Origin of the sequence: Nocardia sp. NPDC020380, from assembly GCF_044386975.1 — a bacterium.
Classification (GTDB): domain Bacteria; phylum Actinomycetota; class Actinomycetes; order Mycobacteriales; family Mycobacteriaceae; genus Nocardia.
Genome location: NZ_JBIRVQ010000010.1, coordinates 71,858 through 88,240, shown reverse-complemented (window position 1 = coordinate 88,240; position 16,383 = coordinate 71,858). Strand labels below are relative to the sequence as shown.

Genomic DNA, 16,383 nt, shown 5'->3' with positions numbered 1-16,383 from the left:
CGGCGCGCTACGGAAACGTGAACAGGGCGCAACGAAATCCGTTGCGCCCCGCCACGAAATACGAAGTACCACTCAGGCCTGATCGTAGGCGTCCTGCAACTGCTTCATATCGATCTTGGACATGGTGCGCAGCGTGGTGGCCGCGGCCGCCGACTTGGCCGGATTCGCGCCGGACAGCAGATCGGGCAGTTCGGACGGAACGACCTGCCAGGACAGACCGTACCGGTCGGTGAGCCAACCGCACGGGCCGGGCTGACCACCCTCGGTGAGGACATCCCACAACCGATCCACCTCGTCCTGCCCGTCCACCACAACCTGAATGGACGCCGCATCGGTGAAATCGTGCCCGGGCCCGCCATTGAGCAGGCTCAACGCATGCCCGGCCAACTCCAGCGTCACGATGAACGCCGACCCGTCCGGATTGCGGGTGACACCGGTGACGCGAGAATCCTTCACCGCCGACGCATAGAAGTCCGCGGCCTCTTCGGCCTGATCTTCGAACCAGAGAAACGTGGAAACGGTGGTCATGATGGGCTCCTTGTCGAGGTGGTGAGCTGCTGTCACCCTGTGGTCGGAGTCGCGCGCTGCCGTTCGACACATCTTCGTGAGATTTCCGGAGAGATTTTTCCCGAGCCTACTTCCCGATCACGAAAGCCCCGGAAACGGCGAATGCCCGCACGGATCGTCATGATCCGTGCGGGCATTCGCCGCATGCGATTCGGTTAGACCGAGACACCTACGCGGAGGGCGTGGGGCTCGATGGCGCCGCGGACCAGGGCCCGCTCGTCGATGGTGGCTGCCGTGTAGGGCAGGGTCGACAGGGTGGCGGTCATCTTCGCGACCGGATCTTCGATGGCCTTCGGCGTACCGAAGATGAAGGTCCACTCGTGCTCGTCGCTGACGTAAGGAACCACGGTCTCGAAGAGATTGTGGAAACGGGTCCACGAACGCTTCAGGGTTTCGTTGCGCCACATGGTCTGACAGCCGGCCTGGGCCGCCAGCACGCCGCCCTCGGCGAGCAGCGCCTTACAGCGGTTGAGGAAGTCGTCCTCGTACAGGCGGTTGTGCTGGGCATCCTCGACGCGCTCGTCGGGAAGGTCGATGCAGATCATGTCGTAGCGCACGCCCGCGGCCTCGGCCTTGGCGAGGAAGTCCCAGCCGTCGGCGTAATGCATCTTGATCGGGCCCTGCTGCGCGACCGCCTCGGCCAGATCGGCCTGGGTGTAGCCGTAGGGGAGGTGCTCGGCGCACAGCTCCACCTCCAGCTGGTCGATGTCGACGTGGTCGACGAGCGAAGCGCCCGCGGCCACCGACATCTGCGAAGCGACGCCCTCACCGGAACCGATGATCAGCACCTTCTCCAGCTTCTCGGCCAGCGCGTAACCCGGGACCAGCATGGCCTCGTGGTAGGTGAGCTGCGAGAACTCGGTGGACTGGCGATCGTCGTCGGAGAACAGGGAGATGCCCTGCTCGGTCTTGGCGATCACCATGTGCTGGTACGGGGTGTTGGTGTCGACGATGACCTCGGTCATGTTCCAGACCCGGGTCAGGCCTTCGCCCACCGGCTCATGGATCCGGCGCGAGGCGTGCCCGCGCTGGATGACCTCCATGTTGACCGTCTTCGGCGACAGCTCCTCCTCGAGCAGTTCGACGGCCTTGGTGGCGCCGGAACCGATACTGCCGCAAGTGAATACGTCGACGAAGATGTCGCCCGATTCCGGGTAGGTGTGGATCGAGGCATGGGACTCGGACAGCAGCGCCAGCACGGTGACCCCGTGCGGCTCGAACTGTTTACGCACGACATCGCAGATGGTCACCCCCGAGGCGACCAACGATTTTCGAAGTGCGGTTTCGAGTCGTTCGAGGTCGTCGCAGAGATTGGCGTCGACACCACCGAACTCGGCCAGCACATGCCAGCCGGTGAATTCTGCCGTCATGGCTAAACTCACTCTCGCTCAGCGCCAATGACATGCACAGTCAGAGGCGGAAAACCGTTGAAGGACACCGACGAATAGCTCGCCGTATAGGCGCCGGTATCGAGGATCCGAACAGGATCACCGGCTTGCAACGTGGTCGGAAGAAGGACCCGCGTGCGTTGATAGAGTACATCGTCCCCGTCACACGTAGGACCAGCTATCACAGCCTCGTCCTTCGGATCCGAGTCCCGATCCGTACGGAATCGGTAGGCGATGTACTCGTTCTCGGTTTCGGCCATGCCGTTGTAGCGGCCGATATCGAGGTATATCCAGCGCCGCCCGTCCGGAGCTACACGAACATTCACCACTTCGGCATGGATCTCACCGGTGTTGCCCACCAGGGCGCGACCGGGTTCCACCACGAGCGCGGTGTGTTCCGGGAGATAGCGGGCCGCGGCGTCGGCAATGGCCGCGCCCAGCTCCGCGAGTCGAGGCGCCGGGTCGGCGTACGAAATCGGAAGTCCCCCACCGATATTCACCGCCGTCACCGGAATGTCCTTGATTTCCAACGCTTCCGCGATGGCGCCGGCCTGCTCGATCCCGATGCCCCAGGCCTTCGGGTCCAGCTGCTGCGAGCCGACATGGAAGTACGGGCCGACCACCTGCAGGCCCAGATCCCGCGCCCGCACCAGCAGCCGTTTCGCCTCACCGGGCGCGCACCCGAACTTGGTGCCGAACGGCGTCTGAGATTGCGGCGCGGACGACAGAAACCGGCACTCCACCTCGGAACCCGGCGCATGCTCGGCGATCCGCAGCAGGTCGTCCTCGGTGTCAAAGGCGTAGCGCCGCACGCCCGCCGCATAGGCGGTGGCGATCTGCGAGGCCTTCTTGATGGGATTGCCGTAGCACATCACGGCCGGGTCGACACCCTGCGCGAGGCAGAGTTCGATCTCACCGACGCTGGCGACGTCGAACTCCGCGCCCTCGTCGTTCAGCAGCCGGATGATCTCCGGCACGGGACTCGCCTTGACGGCGAAGCGAATTCGCGCCGCGGGGAGTGCGGCATGCAGTGCGCGGTAGTTCGCGCGGACCTTGTCCAGGTCGATGACCAGACAGGGCGACTCGGGCAGGTTTCGATCCAACAATCTAAGGGAACTCTTTTCGGTCGGCCGCAACCGGCGGGACTCAGGCAACCTGCGCGACAATACACGCGATCGGCCGCGGAAAACGAACCGAAGACCGATCGAATACGTCACTCTTACGGCCGAAATGGATAAGACGGCCGAATCGGCTGCCGCGGGCGGGCTCCGGGCTCAGCCCGCGGTGACCGCGACCTCGTCGAAGACGACCTCGCCGGCCGCATCCGATTCGGCCAGGTCGACCGTCGCGTGGATGGCCCAGCCGTGGTCGCCGTTCGGGTCGTCGAGGACCTGCCGCACATCCCAGAAACCGTCCCGCTGCTCCACCTGGAAGAGCTTCGGGCCGCGCGCATTCGGACCCGTGCCGAGGGTTTCGTACTCGGCGAAGTACGGCTCCAGCTCCGATTCCCAATCCAGCTCGTCGCCCAGCTCCTCCAGGGCGTCCCAGCGGTGCAGTGCGGCCAGATCCACGCGGCGGAACATGGCATTGCGGATCAGCACCCGGAACGAGCGCTCGTTCGCCGAGATCGGCCGCACGGTCTCCGCGCCGAACGCCACCTGCTGCTCATCGGATTCCGCGCCCGGATTGGTGAGCTGCTCCCACTCGTCGAGCAGGCTGGAGTCCACCTGCCGGATGAGCTCGCCCAGCCATTCGGTGATGTCGTCGAGCTCCTCGGTGCGGGCCTGCTCCGGCACCGTCCGCCGCAACGCCCGGTAGGCGTCGGCGAGATAGCGCAGCACCACGCCCTCCGAGCGGGCCAGCTCGTAGCCGGACACCAGTTCGGCGAAGGTCATGGACCGTTCCACCATCTCGCGCACCACGGACTTGGGGGAGGGCTCGAACTCCGACACCCAGGGGTGACCGGCCTTGTAGGTCTCGTAGGCCGGTTCGATGAGCTCGGGTCCGAGCGGTTTGGGCCAGGTCACCTCTTCGAGCAGCTCCATGCGCTCCTCGTATTCGATGCCGTCGGCCTTCATCTCCGCGACCGCGATCCCGCGCGCCTTGTGCTGCTGCGCCATCAGCAGCTGCCGCGGATCCTCGAGCGTCGATTCGATGAGCGAGATGACATCGAGGGTGTAGGTCAGCGACTCCTTGTCGAGCAGCTCCAGCGCCGCCAGCGCGAAGGGGGACAACGGCTGGTCCAGGGCGAAATCGCGCTGCAGATCGACCATCAGGCGGGCGTGGCGGCCGTATTTGTCCGGCTCGTCCAACTGCTGTACGACGCCCGCGTCGCGCAGCGCCCGATACAGGCGGATCGCCTTGAGAATGTGCTTGCGCTGCGCCGCGCGCGGCTCGTGATTCTCCTCCAGCAGATGCCGCATGGCGTAGAAGCAATTGCCTTTGCGCGCAATCACATTCAGCAGCATGGAGTTGGTCACATTGAACCGGGACATCATCGCGTCCGGCGTGGCCGCGACCAGCCGGTCGAAGGTTTCCTCCGACCAGGACACGAAACCCTCGGGCGGCTTGCGCTTCTGGACCTTCTTCAGCTTCTTGGGATCGTCGCCGGCCCTGGCGATCAGGCGCGCGTTCTCCACCTCGTGCTCCGGGGCCTGCACCACGACCGTGCCCAGGGTGTCGTAGCCCGCGCGGCCGGCGCGGCCCGAGATCTGGTGGAACTCGCGCGCATTCAGCCGGCGCGTGCGCACCCCGTCGTACTTGGTGAGACCGGTCAGCAGCACGGTGCGAATCGGCACATTGATGCCGACGCCGAGTGTGTCGGTGCCGCACACCACCTTCAGCAATCCGTCCTGCGCCAGCTTCTCCACCAGACGCCGGTACTTGGGCAGCATGCCCGCGTGATGCACGCCGATGCCGTGCCGGATGAACCGCGACAGCGTCTTGCCGAAGCCGGTGGCGAAGCGGAATTCGCCCAGCGCGGCCGCGATGGCTTCCTTCTCCGCCTTGGAGGACATGTTCACACTCATCAGCGCCTGCGCGCGTTCCATCGCGGACGCCTGGGTGAAGTGCACGACATACACCGGCGCGAGGCTGGTGGTCACCAGATCCTCGAGCGTCTCGGTGATCGGGGTGCGAACATACGAAAAGCTCAACGGCACAGGACGTTCCGCGCCCGAGACGATCGCGGTCTCGCGACCGGTGCGACGGGTCAGATCCTTCGCGAAGAAGTCGACTTCACCGAGCGTGGCCGACATGAGCAGGAATTGGGCCTTCGGCAGCTCGATCAACGGCACCTGCCATGCCCAGCCGCGATCCGGATCGGCGTAATAGTGGAACTCGTCCATGATCACCTGGCCGACATTGGCGTCCGCGCCCTCGCGCAGGGCCAGATTGGCCAGGATCTCCGCGGTCGCGCAGATGATGGGCGCTTCCGGGTTGACCGCGGCATCGCCGGTCACCATGCCGACCTTGTCCGCGCCGAACACCTCGCACAGCGCGAAGAACTTCTCGCTCACCAGCGCCTTGATGGGTGCGGTGTAGTAGCTGCGCTCACCCTTGTGCAGGGCCGCGAAGTGCGCGCCCAGCGCCACCAGCGACTTACCGGACCCGGTCGGGGTATTGAGGATGACGTTCGCGCCGGTGACCAGTTCGAGCAGCGCCTCCTCCTGCGCCGGGTACAGGCTCAGCCCCTGCGACTCGGACCATTCGGCGAATTGCTCATACAGCCAATCCGGGTCCACGTCGGGTACGGCACGGTCGGGAACCAATTCGGACAGCTGCACGCCGCCCAACGTTACCGGTCGGCAAGCCGGATCCCGGCAGCGGAAGCCCCCAACTCTCGGGGACCCTCAGAGGCAAGCCCCTGAAACCCCCTCGAACCGCTGCGTGAGCGCCGCCGGGCAATCTCAGCGCAGGGGCGGGTTGTCCGTGCCGTCGGGGTCGCCGAAGCCGGTTTGCTCGGCTAGGAAGCGCTCGAACTCGGCACCCAGTTCGTCGCCGGTGGGGAGGTCGTTTTCGCTGGCCAGGAGGCTGGACTGGCGTTCCTGGGCGGTGACGAAGCTGTCGTACTGGCGTTCCAGGGCCTGGACCACGGTCTCGACCTCGGAGTTGCCGGCGATGTGCTCGTTGACCTGCTCGCGGACCCGCGCGGCGGCATCGGTGAGGGCCGCGAGCGGGAGTTCCAGGTCGGCGTTCTCGGCCACGTTCTCCAACAGGGTCTGCGCGGCCTCGGGGTAGGCGGTCTGGGTCAGGTAGTGCGGCACGTGCACCGAGAAACCGACCGACTCGTGGCCGTGCTGGGCCATGCGGTACTCCAGCAGCGAAGACGCACTGCCCGGCACCTGCAGCTCACCCGGCCAGCGCTGATGATCGCCGATCAAGTCGTTGTCGCTGGCATGCGCGGTCACACCCAGCGGGCGGGTGTGCGGGATCGCCATGGGAATCGCCGAGAGGCCGATCGTGCGGCGCACACCCAGCTGTTCGGACAGCAGGCGCACCGCGGTGACGAACTTCTCCCAGCGCAGATCCGGTTCCAGCCCGGACAACAGCAGGAACGGTGTCCCCGCGGTGTCCTTGAGCGCCCACAGATTCAGCTCGGGCTCGGTGTAATCCGAGAAGTGATCGGTCTTGAAGGTCATGAGCGGACGGCGCTCGCGGTAGTTGAGCAGCTCGTCCATATCGAACGAGGCCACGAGTTCGGACTCGAGGCTCTCGCGCAGATGCGTGGTGGCCAGGCGAACCGCATGCCCGGCATCGGTGAAACCTTCCAGACCGTGCACCAGGACCGGACCCGAGCCATCGTCGGACGACAGCTGCGGAGCCGGGAATTCCAGCTCGTACATTCGCGACTCGTAGTCCATCGCGTGCTCCTTCCTGCGTGGCCCACTTCCGCGACCCATCCACATTGTCCCTCATGGCCATGCACGCCGCGCACGGCCCGCACCAGCGGTGCAACACGGCAGCATGGGACACGCATTCCCCGAGGCCCCGCCACGCGGCGTGGCATTCGGTGTGAACAGCAGATATTCGGCATAGTTGGACGCGTGATGGTGCCGGATTCTCGCAGCTTGTGCCGCTTGACCGTACGCGCTGCGGGAGTCGTCGCGGCCGGGTCGCTGCTCGCCGCGTGCGGCGCCACCGTCTCGGGTCATCCGGTCGCCTCGCGGAATCCGGTCACCGCGGTGCAGACCGACGGCGGGCTGGCCAAACTGCTGCCGGACGCATCCCAATTCCCCTCCAGCTATACGGCTATTGCGTTGCCGCCGGACAGCGCGGGAGAGGCGGCGGCCGATCTCGAGGGCATGCTGCCCGGCGCGACCGTCGATCCCGCCGCTTGCGCGCCCGCCGCCCCGACCGCGGGGCCGGTTGTTTCCGTGGGCACCGATGACAACACGCGATCGACGCTCACCGTCGAGTTGATTCGGACGGATAAGAAGCTGTCTTCGGTGCGAGATCAGTTGCAGCAGTGCGGAACCGTGCGGATCGGGCACGCGGGGACTACCGCCACCGTCACGACCAAGATGGATCCGGCGCCGCCGGCCAATGCCGATGACACACTGGCATTGAATCGCACCGTCGAATCCGCGCGTGGGGGAGCGGGACTCACGCGGTCGATGCAGACGCTGCTCGGTCAGATCGGGGATGTGCGGGTCAGCGTGACGTACATGACTTTCGGTGACGGCAAGCCCGATACCGGTGCGCTGGACGCGCTCTTCACGACCGCGTTGCGCAAGGTGCGTAAGGGGTAGTCAGGGCCGATACCGTTCCGCCAGTTCGGCGCCCAAGCGGGCCAGCTCGATGCGCACCGATTCCGGCTCGACGACTTCGAGGGCCGTGCCCCAGCCGGCCAGCTGCTGGGCGATCATGAGCGGTGTCGGCGCGGTGATCGATACCCGCACCCGGCCATCGGGAATCGTGGTGTCCACCACGCAATGGCGGCCCTGCTGGTGGCGCAGGACGGGCAAGAGGGAGGCCGGGACCAGGACGGTCGCCGACAGGGTCGAGCGGTGTCGTTCCACCTCCTCGACGACCTCCGACCACGCCTCGGAGAGATCGAAATCGTCTGGGCGGGAGAAGGTTTCGTCGGTGAGCTCGGTACCGGTGATGCGGTCCACGCGGAAGGTGCGGCGACCGCGGTCGGTGCCCGCGACCAGGTACCAGATGCCGTCCTTGTCGACCAGGCCCCACGGATCGACCAGGCGCTCACTGTGTTTGCCCGCGCGCTCGTAGCCGAGGCGGATCCTGCGGCGGCGCACCACCGCGGCCTGGAGTTCCGTGACCTGCTGGGGCGGTAGTTCATCGCGTTCGCCCCAGCGGGCCGGGTCGACGACCACCGCATTGGCGGCGGCCTCGGCTTCGGTGCGGAAGGTCTGTGGCAGGGCGCGCAACAGCTTCCGCAGGGCGGATTTGGTGGCGGGAGTGGTGGTGGCGACGGGGCCGAGCAGCAGGAACAAGGCCTGCGCCTCGCCGGCGGTGAGGCCGCTGAGATCGGTGCGGGCGCCGCCGACCAGCGCCCAGCCGCCGCCGCGGCCCTGCTGGGGATAGACCGGAATTCCGGCCGCCGACAGGGCTTCCAGGTCGCGGCGGGCCGTGGCCACCGATACCTCGAGCTCTGCCGCGACCTCGGCGGCGGTGACCCGGCCGCGCGTCTGCATGAACAAAAGGGTGGCTACCAATCGATCCGCTCGCATACCGGAAATTCTCCCCGGAAAAGTGCTCATTCGGTGAGCACTTTGACTCCGATGATGGATACATCGAACAGCTCGACCCGACCGAGGAGACTCAAATGTTGCGAGGCATGGCGACCGTCAACTACTACGCCGACGACCTGGAGGCAGCCAAGGACTGGTACGCCGAATTGCTCGGCGTGGCACCGTACTTCAGCGTTCCCGGCGGCTACTACGAGTTCCGGATCGGCGACTACCAGGCCGAACTCGGCATCATCAACCGCAAGTTCGCACCCACCAGCCCGGACCAGCCGGGCGGGCAACTGGTGAACTGGCACGTGGACGACGTCGCCGCGACCCTCGAGAAGCTGCTCGCCATGGGCGCGCAGATCTACGACCCGATCACCGAGCGCGGGAACGGAACCGGCTTCGTCACCGCCTCGGTCGTCGACCCCTTCGGCAACGTGCTCGCCATCATGACCAACCCCCACTACCTGGAGATTCTCGCCGCCCGGCCCGAATAACATCGGCCACCGACAGATTCACCCCGCCGACCCACCCGCCGCGCCGAGTAGTCCACGACACGCGAACCGCGCCAAGCCATCCACAGGCCCCCGGAAATCGCGGTTCCGTGTCGTAACTCCGTCGGTGCCCCGGCGGACGGTCGGCCCCATGACAACACCAACCGAACCCACCCCTGCCAACGAACCTGACGAAACCTCCGAGCCGGAACCGCGGCTGCGCAAGCCGGGTGATCTCATTGCGGCGGTGCCCGCGCTGCTGGGGTTCATACCCGTGCGGTCGCTGGTGGTGACCGTTTTGCGGCCCGAGCCCGGGGTGCCGTTGCGGGCCGCGGTGGATTTCATGACGCGCATGGATCTCGATGGGAACGGGCGGGCCGCGACGGCGCAGCTCATCGATCGGATCGCGCAGATCTGTGTGGCGCACAATGCGCTTGCGGTGCTGGCGCTCATCATCGATGACCGGGCCACGGCGCCGAAATCCGGACATCGCGGTGTGCGGGGGCGTAAGCATCGCGATCTGCTTGCGGCGATCGAGCATCGGCTCGATGCCGAGACGATCCCGCTGGCGGGGGCGTGGGCGGTGTCGGAGATCGGGCCGGATCTGCCGTGGTGGAGTCTGACCGGTCCGCCGCGGGAAGGGCGGCAACCGGATCCGGCGACCTCCGAGGTCGCTTTGCGGCAGGTGCTCGAAGGGCGGCTGCTGCGGGCCTCGCGGGAGGAGCTGGCCGCGCTTGTGGCGCCTGATCCTGGTTTGCAGAGTGAGATGCGGCTGCTGTTGAAAGCTGTCGGCAGCACGGCCTCCGGACGATTCGCCGAGGCATTGCGGCGTGACGATGCCGAGTCCTACACGCGGACGACGCTGCGCAAGGTGCTGCGGCACGTGGCGAAGCTCGAGTCAGGGATCGAGCCGGAACCGCCGGCACTCGCGGAATTGGCTGTGGCGCTGCGTGATTCGTCGGTCCGCGATGTCATGTTCGCCCTCACCCCGGGCCCGCATGCCGCGGCTGCCGAGGCATTGTGGTCCCGGCTGACCCGCGCCCTGCCGGACCCGGACCGCGCCGAGGCCGCCGCCCTGCTCGCATACTGCGCGTACGTCCGCGGGGACGGCCCCTTCACCGGTGTAGCGCTCGAGGCCGCATTATCCGCGGACCCCGAGCACCGCATGGCGATCCTGCTCGACGCCGGCCTGCAGACGGGCATGCGCCCCGAAAGGCTGGGCCGCCTCGCCGATTCCGGCCGGGAGGCAGCCCTGGACCTGGGCGTCGACCTGGATCGGGAGCTCTCCTGAGCCCCGGGGCCGGTCAGCGGGCGCTGTGCGCGCGGTCGCCCAGCGACCGCAGGAAATCCCAGGCGTCGGAGACGATCTCGTCGAGGTCGGTGTGCTCCGGCCGCCAGCCGAGTTCGGCGACGGCGAGATCGCTGGAGGCGATCAGCACGGCCGGGTCGCCGGCGCGGCGCGGGGCGTCCACCGAGGTGATGGGCAGGCCGGTGACGCGGCGGCAGGCCGAGATGACCTCGCGGACCGAGAAACCGGTGCCGCTGCCGAGATTGAAGATGCGGTGCACGCCGGGCTGCGACCGGCCGAGGGCCAGCAGGTGGGCCTGCGCCAGATCGCGAATGTGGATGTAATCGCGGACCGCGCTGCCGTCCGAGGTCGGGTAGTCGGTGCCGAACACCGCGATCGACTCACGATGGCCCAGCGCCGTCTGCAGAACCAGGGGGATGAGATGAGTTTCCACGTCACGGTTCTCACCGAGCCCGGCGTACGCGCCGGCCACATTGAAGTACCGCAGGCTGGTCGCCGCCAGCCCGTGCGCCGCCGCGTACGAGGTGATGGCGTAGTCGATCGACAGCTTCGAGGCGCCGTACGGATTGGTCGGCTGCTTCGGGGCGTGCTCGACGATCGGCACCTGCTCCGGCTCGCCGTACACCGCCGCGGTGGAGGAGAACACCAGCCGCGGAGTACCGGCCCGGCGCATGGCTTCCAGCAGTGCGAGGGTCTTCACCACATTGCCGTGCCAGTATTTCTCCGGCTGCTGTACCGATTCACCGACCAGCGACTGCGCCGCGAAATGCAGTACGCCGTCGAAGGATTCGGCGGTGATCAGCTCGACGCCCGCGGTGGCGATATCGCCCTCGACGAACTTCGCACCGGTCGGCACGCCCTCGGCGTTGCCGGTGGAAAGATCATCGACGACGACCACCTCGTGGCCCTCTTCGAGCAGAACCTGCGCGCAGACGCTACCCACGTAGCCCGCGCCTCCGGTAACCAGAAGCTTCACGTATCAGACCAATTTCACCTGGACGGCATGCGCCATCTCGTCGGACAGTTCGAATCCCTCATGACCCGGCACGGAAATGGTCACCGCACCCGGCTTGGTCTCCACGGTCACGCGCGCATCCGGTACGACGCCCGCCTCGCGGAGCTGATTGATGACCTCGGGGTCGGTCTGGATGTGCTCGGACAACCGGCGCACCACGACCGCCTGCGACTGCCCGGACGGCAGATCGCTGAGACGTACCAGCTTCTCGTCGGCGCTCGAGCCCGGCTTCACGCCCAGCTCGTCCAGACCCGGAATCGGGTTGCCGTAGGGAGAGGTGGTGGGGTGATTGAGCACCTCCACCAGGCGGCGTTCCACATCCTCGCTCATGACGTGTTCCCAGCGGCACGCCTCGGCGTGCACGTTCTCCCACTCCAGACCGATGATGTCGACCAGCAGCCGCTCGGCCAGTCGATGCTTGCGCATGACCGCGACCGCCATGGAGCGGCCCTTGTCGGTCAGCTCGAGGTGGCGATCACCGGCAACGGTCAGCAGACCGTCGCGCTCCATACGCGCGACCGTCTGGCTCACCGTGGGTCCACTCTGCTCGAGGCGTTCGGCGATCCGCGCGCGCAGCGGCGTCACACCCTCCTCCTCGAGGTCATAGATGGTACGGAGGTACATCTCCGTGGTGTCGACCAGATCCTTCACCTGTTAAACCCCTTCGTCGGCACGAATTCTACCCATGCACGGCGGCTGCACCGGGCGACAGCATATTTCGCGAACACAGCGACAACACCCAGGACGGCCTGCGTGTTCCCCGCTCTTTTCACGGGAGATACCTTGCCACCTCGGTATGACAGCGTTGCGGTGTCGACAGCTTACGAACTCCGGCGACGCATTAGCGTGGCAGGTATGCCAGGCGCACAAGGTACCGACGGAACCGTGGTGTGGAGCGATCGGTTCCTCGACTACACCTGGACACCGGAACACCCGATGCGACCCGTGCGCCTCGAGTTCACGATGGCGCTCGCGCGGGGTCTGGGACTGCTCGACGGGGTGGAGACGATCACGCCGGCCGCGGCGGGGGATGCCGAACTACTGCGGGTGCACACCCACGACTATGTCGAGGCGGTCAAGCACGCGCAGCAACCCGCGGGCCCGGTGCCCGCCGCACCGCCCTACGGTCTCGGCTCCGCCGACAACCCGGTGTTCCCGCACATGCACGAGGCGGCCTCGGTCATCGTCGGCGGCACGCTGGCCGCGGCACAGGCCATCGTGGCCGGGCACACCCGCCGCGCGGTGAGCATCGGCGGTGGCATGCATCACGCCATGCCGGCCTCGGCCGCCGGGTTCTGTGTGTACAACGATGTGGCGGTGACCATTTCGTGGCTGCTGGACAACGGCTTCGACCGCATCGCGTATGTGGACGTGGACGTGCACCACGGAGACGGCGTGCAGCGCATGTTCTACGGCGACCCGCGGGTCCTGACCGTGTCGATCCATCAGCATCCGGCGACCTTGTGGCCCAATACCGGCTGGCCGGAGGAGACCGGCGTGGGTAAGGCCGAGGGCACCGCTATCAACCTGCCCATCATGCCGGGGACCCGGGATTCGTTGTGGCTGCGCGGATTCCACGCGGTGGCGCCGGGCGCGCTGGCCGCGTTCCGGCCGCAGATCGTGATCAGCCAGTGCGGGGTCGACACCCATCGCGAAGATCCGCTCGCCGATCTGGAACTCAGCGTCGACGGTCAGCGCGCGGCCTTCCTCGCCATGCGCGACCTCGCCGACCGCTATGCCGAGGGCCGCTGGCTGGCGGTGGGCGGCGGCGGATACGGGCTGATCCGGGTGGTCCCGCGCGCCTGGACCCACCTGCTGGCCGCCGCGCTGGACCGCGAGATCGATCCCGCCACCGCCATCCCACAGGAGTGGAAGGACCTGGTGGGCCGCTACGCCCCCATGGTCGCCGCGCCCGGCACCATGGGCGACGGCGCGGACATCTCCTTCGCCCGCTGGGACGGACCGGGCGGGGGCCGCGACACCGGAGACGAGCATGTCGACCGGGCCCGCCGCGCCCTGGACACATCCGTATTGGCCACTCGCCGAGCGACTTTCGGCCTGCTCGGCCTGGATCCGGAGGATCCCCGTGACTGAATCCACCGGTCCCGCCCCGCATCCGGGCAACGGCGCGAGTCCCGCGACGGCGGCTGCGCCGCCGTTGCCGCCCGATACGCCCGGGACGCCACTCGAGCCGCCACCGCCGCCGGAGCATTGGTTCGCTGACGTGCTGGCCTCCGATGGGGGCGTGGTGCGGTTGCGGCCCATCACACCCGACGACGCGGAGGCGCTCGAGCGGTTCCATGCGCGACTGTCCGATCGCACGCGGTATCTGCGCTACTTCGGGCCGTATCCGCGGATGACGCCGAAGGATCTGTACCGCACCACCCATGTCGACTATCACGACCGGGTGGGATTGGTCATCGAGCTCGGCGACGAGATCATCGCGGTCGGGCGCTACGAGTATCTGGCCGAGCGCAGCGGGCCGCGGTCGGCCGAGGTGGCGTTCGTGGTGGCCGATGAGCATCAGGGGCGGGGACTCGGGTCGATCCTGCTCGAGCATCTCGCGGGCGCGGCCGCCGAACAGGACATCGACACCTTCGTGGCCGAGGTGCTGGCCGAGAACAATGCCATGGTGCAGGTGTTCCGGGATGCCGGATATCAGGTGCAGCGCAGCCGCGACGGTTCGGTGCTGCACCTGGAATTCGACATCGATCCGTCCGAAGCGCTGCTGTCGGTGCGGGATTCCCGCGAGCGCGCCTCCGAGGCGCGCAGCGTGGGCAATCTGCTCGCGCCGAAGTCGGTGGCGGTCATCGGCGCTACGCCCTCGACGAGCCGGGTCGGTGGTGCGGTGATGGCCAATCTGCTGTCCGGGGCGTATCAGGGTCCGGTGTTCCCGGTGAACCGCAATCGCACCGCGGTGCGCGGTGTGCGCGCGTATCCGACCGTGCGCGATATTCCGGACGAGGTCGATCTGGCGGTGATCGCGGTGCCCGCCACCGAGATCGGCTCGGTGCTCGACGACTGCATGGCCAAGGGTGTGAAGGGGTTGGTCGTATTGACGGCCGGCTTCTCCGAGACCGGTCCGCGCGGATACGAGAAGGAACGCGAACTCGTCGATTCCGCTCGCGCGCACGGTATGCGCGTGGTCGGGCCCAGCGCGCTCGGCATCGCGAACACCGATCCGGCGGTGGCACTGAACGCGACGCTCGCCCCGATCCTGCCCGGGCGTGGTCGCATCGGATTCTTCTGTCAGTCCGGTCCGCTCGGTGCGGCCATTCTCGGTGAGGCCGCCGCGCGGCAGCTCGGACTGTCCACCTTCGTCTCCGCCGGTAATCGTGCGGATGTGTCGGGCAACGACCTCCTGCAGTACTGGGACAACGACCCGGATACCGATGTGGTGCTGCTGTATCTGGAGACCTTCGGCAATCCGCGCAAGTTCTCCCGCATCGCGCGCCGGGTGGCGCACTCCAAACCGATTGTCGCGGTGAACAGCGGCCGCAATGTGGCGCGCATCGACGCCGAACAGGATCTCGATCGCTCGCTGGTGCGGAACCTGTTCGCGCAGGCGGGAATCATCCAGGTCGATTCCATCACCGAGCTTTTCGACTGCGCCATGCTGCTGGCGTATCAGCCGTTGCCGACCGGACCGCGGCTGGCGGTGATCGGCAACAGCGCCGCCCTGAGCTGGCTGGCCGTGGACGCGGCGCGGGGCGAGGGGCTCGAAGTCGGTGCGCCCGTGGACCTCGGGCCGCAAGCCGGTCCGGCCGATTACCTCACCGCCGTGGCCGCGGCCGTCACCTCGGCGACGGTCGACGCGGTCATCGTGATCTATTCGCCGCCGGTCCCGGCCGCTGTCGCCTCCTTCGCGGAGGCGATCCGGTCCGGTGCGCGATCGAATCCGACCACGCCGGTACTCACCACCTTCGTCGCGGATCAGGGCATGCCCAACCTGCTCGCGGCCCGTGGGCCCGGCGGCATTCTGGAGCGCGGATCGATTCCGTCCTATGGGGATCCGGAGCGGGCGGCGCGGGCGCTGGCGCGCGTGTGGCGGTACGCCGACTGGCGCAACCAGCCGATCTCGCCGGTGGCGCGGCCCGGCAGTCTGGATACCGCGCGGGCGCGGGAACTGGTGGCGCAGTGGATGTCCGATGATCCCGGGCACTGGCTGACCGACCTGCAAGCGGCGGAACTGCTGGGCTGCTACGGGATTCGGGTGGTCGAGTTCCGCGAGGTGCGCGACGCCGATGCCGCGGTGGAAGCCGCGGAGGAACTAGGTTTCCCGGTGGCCGCCAAGGCGACGGGAGAGATGTGGCGTAACCGCCCGGATCTCACCGGTGTGCGGCTGGACCTGTGGCGACCGGATGCGGTGCGGCGCGCGTTCAACGATCTCGCCGAGATCTCCGGGAATCCGGTGCACATCCAGCGGATGGCCGCCAAGGGCATCGGCTGTATGTTCCGCGTACAGGACGATCCGTCGTTCGGTTCGGTCATCAGTTTCGGCTTGTCCGGCACCATCATCGATCTGCTCGGCGACCGGGTGTACCGGGCGCTGCCGCTGACCGAAGCCGAATCCGCCGCGCTGATCGACGCGCCGCGGGCGGCCCCGCTGTTGTCCGGCACCGTGGCCGGGCGCGAGTTCGGCAAGCCGGTGGACAAGCCGGCGCTGGCCGAACTGGCGCAGCGGATCTCCGCGCTCTGCGACGATCTGCCGGAAGTGCGAGAGTTGCTGTGTGAGCCGGTGCTGGCCTCCCCGGAGGGCGCGGCCGTGCTCTACGGGCGGGTGCGGATCGGACCGGAACCCAGCCGGTTCGATATCGGGCCGCGGCGTATGGGTTGAGTGAGCTGACAGTGCGGTGAGCTGACGGGCAAGGCGGTGCGCAGGCGCCGGAATGTGTCGGTACGTACGAGAAATCGT

Annotated in this window: 13 protein-coding genes; 5 read left to right on the top strand and 8 right to left on the bottom strand. The window is 67.4% G+C overall.

All coding sequences use genetic code 11. The features are described 5' to 3' along the window. Positions 1–72 precede the first annotated feature (72 nt). The 5 genes from ACH438_RS27375 to ACH438_RS27355 all read right to left on the bottom strand — a co-directional run bounded on the left by ACH438_RS27375 (position 73) and on the right by ACH438_RS27355 (position 6,817). Positions 73–528: a VOC family protein gene (locus ACH438_RS27375; RefSeq protein WP_397010159.1), complete on the bottom strand. Its 456-nt coding sequence runs from the start codon at positions 526–528 to the stop codon at positions 73–75. Between the two features lie 194 nt (positions 529–722). Continuing rightward, on the bottom strand, positions 723–1,937 hold the full coding sequence (gene speD / locus ACH438_RS27370; RefSeq protein WP_397010157.1) for an adenosylmethionine decarboxylase: 1,215 nt from the start codon (positions 1,935–1,937) through the stop codon (positions 723–725). A gap of 8 nt (positions 1,938–1,945) precedes the next feature. Continuing rightward, on the bottom strand, positions 1,946–3,046 hold the full coding sequence (locus ACH438_RS27365; protein ID WP_397010781.1) for a type III PLP-dependent enzyme: 1,101 nt from the start codon (positions 3,044–3,046) through the stop codon (positions 1,946–1,948). Between the two features lie 183 nt (positions 3,047–3,229). Continuing rightward, entirely contained in the window at positions 3,230–5,740 is a 2,511-nt protein-coding gene (locus ACH438_RS27360; protein ID WP_397010155.1) for a DEAD/DEAH box helicase, read from the bottom strand. Positions 5,741–5,863: 123 nt separating this feature from the next. After that, a complete protein-coding gene (locus ACH438_RS27355) occupies positions 5,864–6,817 on the bottom strand; it encodes a proteasome assembly chaperone family protein (protein ID WP_397010153.1) in 954 nt (317 codons plus the stop codon). A 216-nt stretch (positions 6,818–7,033) separates the two neighbouring features. On the opposite strand from ACH438_RS27355, the gene ACH438_RS27350 reads away from it, so the two are divergent. Next, on the top strand, positions 7,034–7,705 hold the full coding sequence (locus ACH438_RS27350; RefSeq protein ID WP_397010151.1) for a DUF5642 family protein: 672 nt from the start codon (positions 7,034–7,036) through the stop codon (positions 7,703–7,705). Here the strand turns inward: ACH438_RS27350 and ACH438_RS27345 are convergent, their stop codons facing one another. Continuing rightward, entirely contained in the window at positions 7,706–8,647 is a 942-nt protein-coding gene (locus tag ACH438_RS27345; RefSeq protein ID WP_397010149.1) for a helix-turn-helix transcriptional regulator, read from the bottom strand. Positions 8,648–8,742: 95 nt separating this feature from the next. Here ACH438_RS27345 and ACH438_RS27340 point away from each other — a divergent pair, with 95 nt between their 5' ends. Continuing rightward, positions 8,743–9,147, top strand: a complete 405-nt coding sequence (locus ACH438_RS27340; RefSeq protein WP_397010147.1) for a VOC family protein — start codon at positions 8,743–8,745, stop codon at positions 9,145–9,147. 148 nt (positions 9,148–9,295) lie between these two features. Continuing rightward, positions 9,296–10,435 (top strand): DUF4192 domain-containing protein, encoded by a 1,140-nt coding sequence (locus tag ACH438_RS27335; RefSeq protein ID WP_397010145.1) that lies wholly within the window; start codon positions 9,296–9,298, stop codon positions 10,433–10,435. Between the two features lie 13 nt (positions 10,436–10,448). Here ACH438_RS27335 and galE read toward each other — a convergent pair whose 3' ends face one another. Further along, positions 10,449–11,429: a UDP-glucose 4-epimerase GalE gene (gene galE / locus ACH438_RS27330; RefSeq protein ID WP_397010143.1), complete on the bottom strand. Its 981-nt coding sequence runs from the start codon at positions 11,427–11,429 to the stop codon at positions 10,449–10,451. A gap of 3 nt (positions 11,430–11,432) precedes the next feature. Next, positions 11,433–12,119 carry an iron dependent repressor, metal binding and dimerization domain protein gene (locus tag ACH438_RS27325; RefSeq protein WP_397010141.1) on the bottom strand — a complete coding sequence of 229 codons (687 nt, stop codon included), beginning with the start codon at positions 12,117–12,119 and terminating at the stop codon, positions 11,433–11,435. Between the two features lie 204 nt (positions 12,120–12,323). On the opposite strand from ACH438_RS27325, the gene ACH438_RS27320 reads away from it, so the two are divergent. Continuing rightward, entirely contained in the window at positions 12,324–13,562 is a 1,239-nt protein-coding gene (locus ACH438_RS27320) for an acetoin utilization protein AcuC (RefSeq protein WP_397010139.1), read from the top strand. Further along, entirely contained in the window at positions 13,555–16,305 is a 2,751-nt protein-coding gene (locus tag ACH438_RS27315) for a GNAT family N-acetyltransferase (RefSeq protein WP_397010137.1), read from the top strand. Before ACH438_RS27320 ends, ACH438_RS27315 begins: the two co-directional genes overlap by 8 nt. Positions 16,306–16,383 lie beyond the last annotated feature (78 nt).

What these genes read in the sequence shown, in the direction of transcription:
- ACH438_RS27375 (WP_397010159.1), bottom strand. Translation starts at nt 528, where the DNA reads ATGACCACCGTTTCCACGTTTCTCTGGTTCGAAGATCAGGCCGAAGAG.
- speD (WP_397010157.1), bottom strand. Translation starts at nt 1,937, where the DNA reads ATGACGGCAGAATTCACCGGCTGGCATGTGCTGGCCGAGTTCGGTGGT.
- ACH438_RS27355 (WP_397010153.1), bottom strand. Translation starts at nt 6,817, where the DNA reads ATGGACTACGAGTCGCGAATGTACGAGCTGGAATTCCCGGCTCCGCAG.
- ACH438_RS27345 (WP_397010149.1), bottom strand. Translation starts at nt 8,647, where the DNA reads ATGCGAGCGGATCGATTGGTAGCCACCCTTTTGTTCATGCAGACGCGC.
- ACH438_RS27340 (WP_397010147.1), top strand. Translation starts at nt 8,743, where the DNA reads ATGTTGCGAGGCATGGCGACCGTCAACTACTACGCCGACGACCTGGAG.
- ACH438_RS27335 (WP_397010145.1), top strand. Translation starts at nt 9,296, where the DNA reads ATGACAACACCAACCGAACCCACCCCTGCCAACGAACCTGACGAAACC.
- ACH438_RS27320 (WP_397010139.1), top strand. Translation starts at nt 12,324, where the DNA reads ATGCCAGGCGCACAAGGTACCGACGGAACCGTGGTGTGGAGCGATCGG.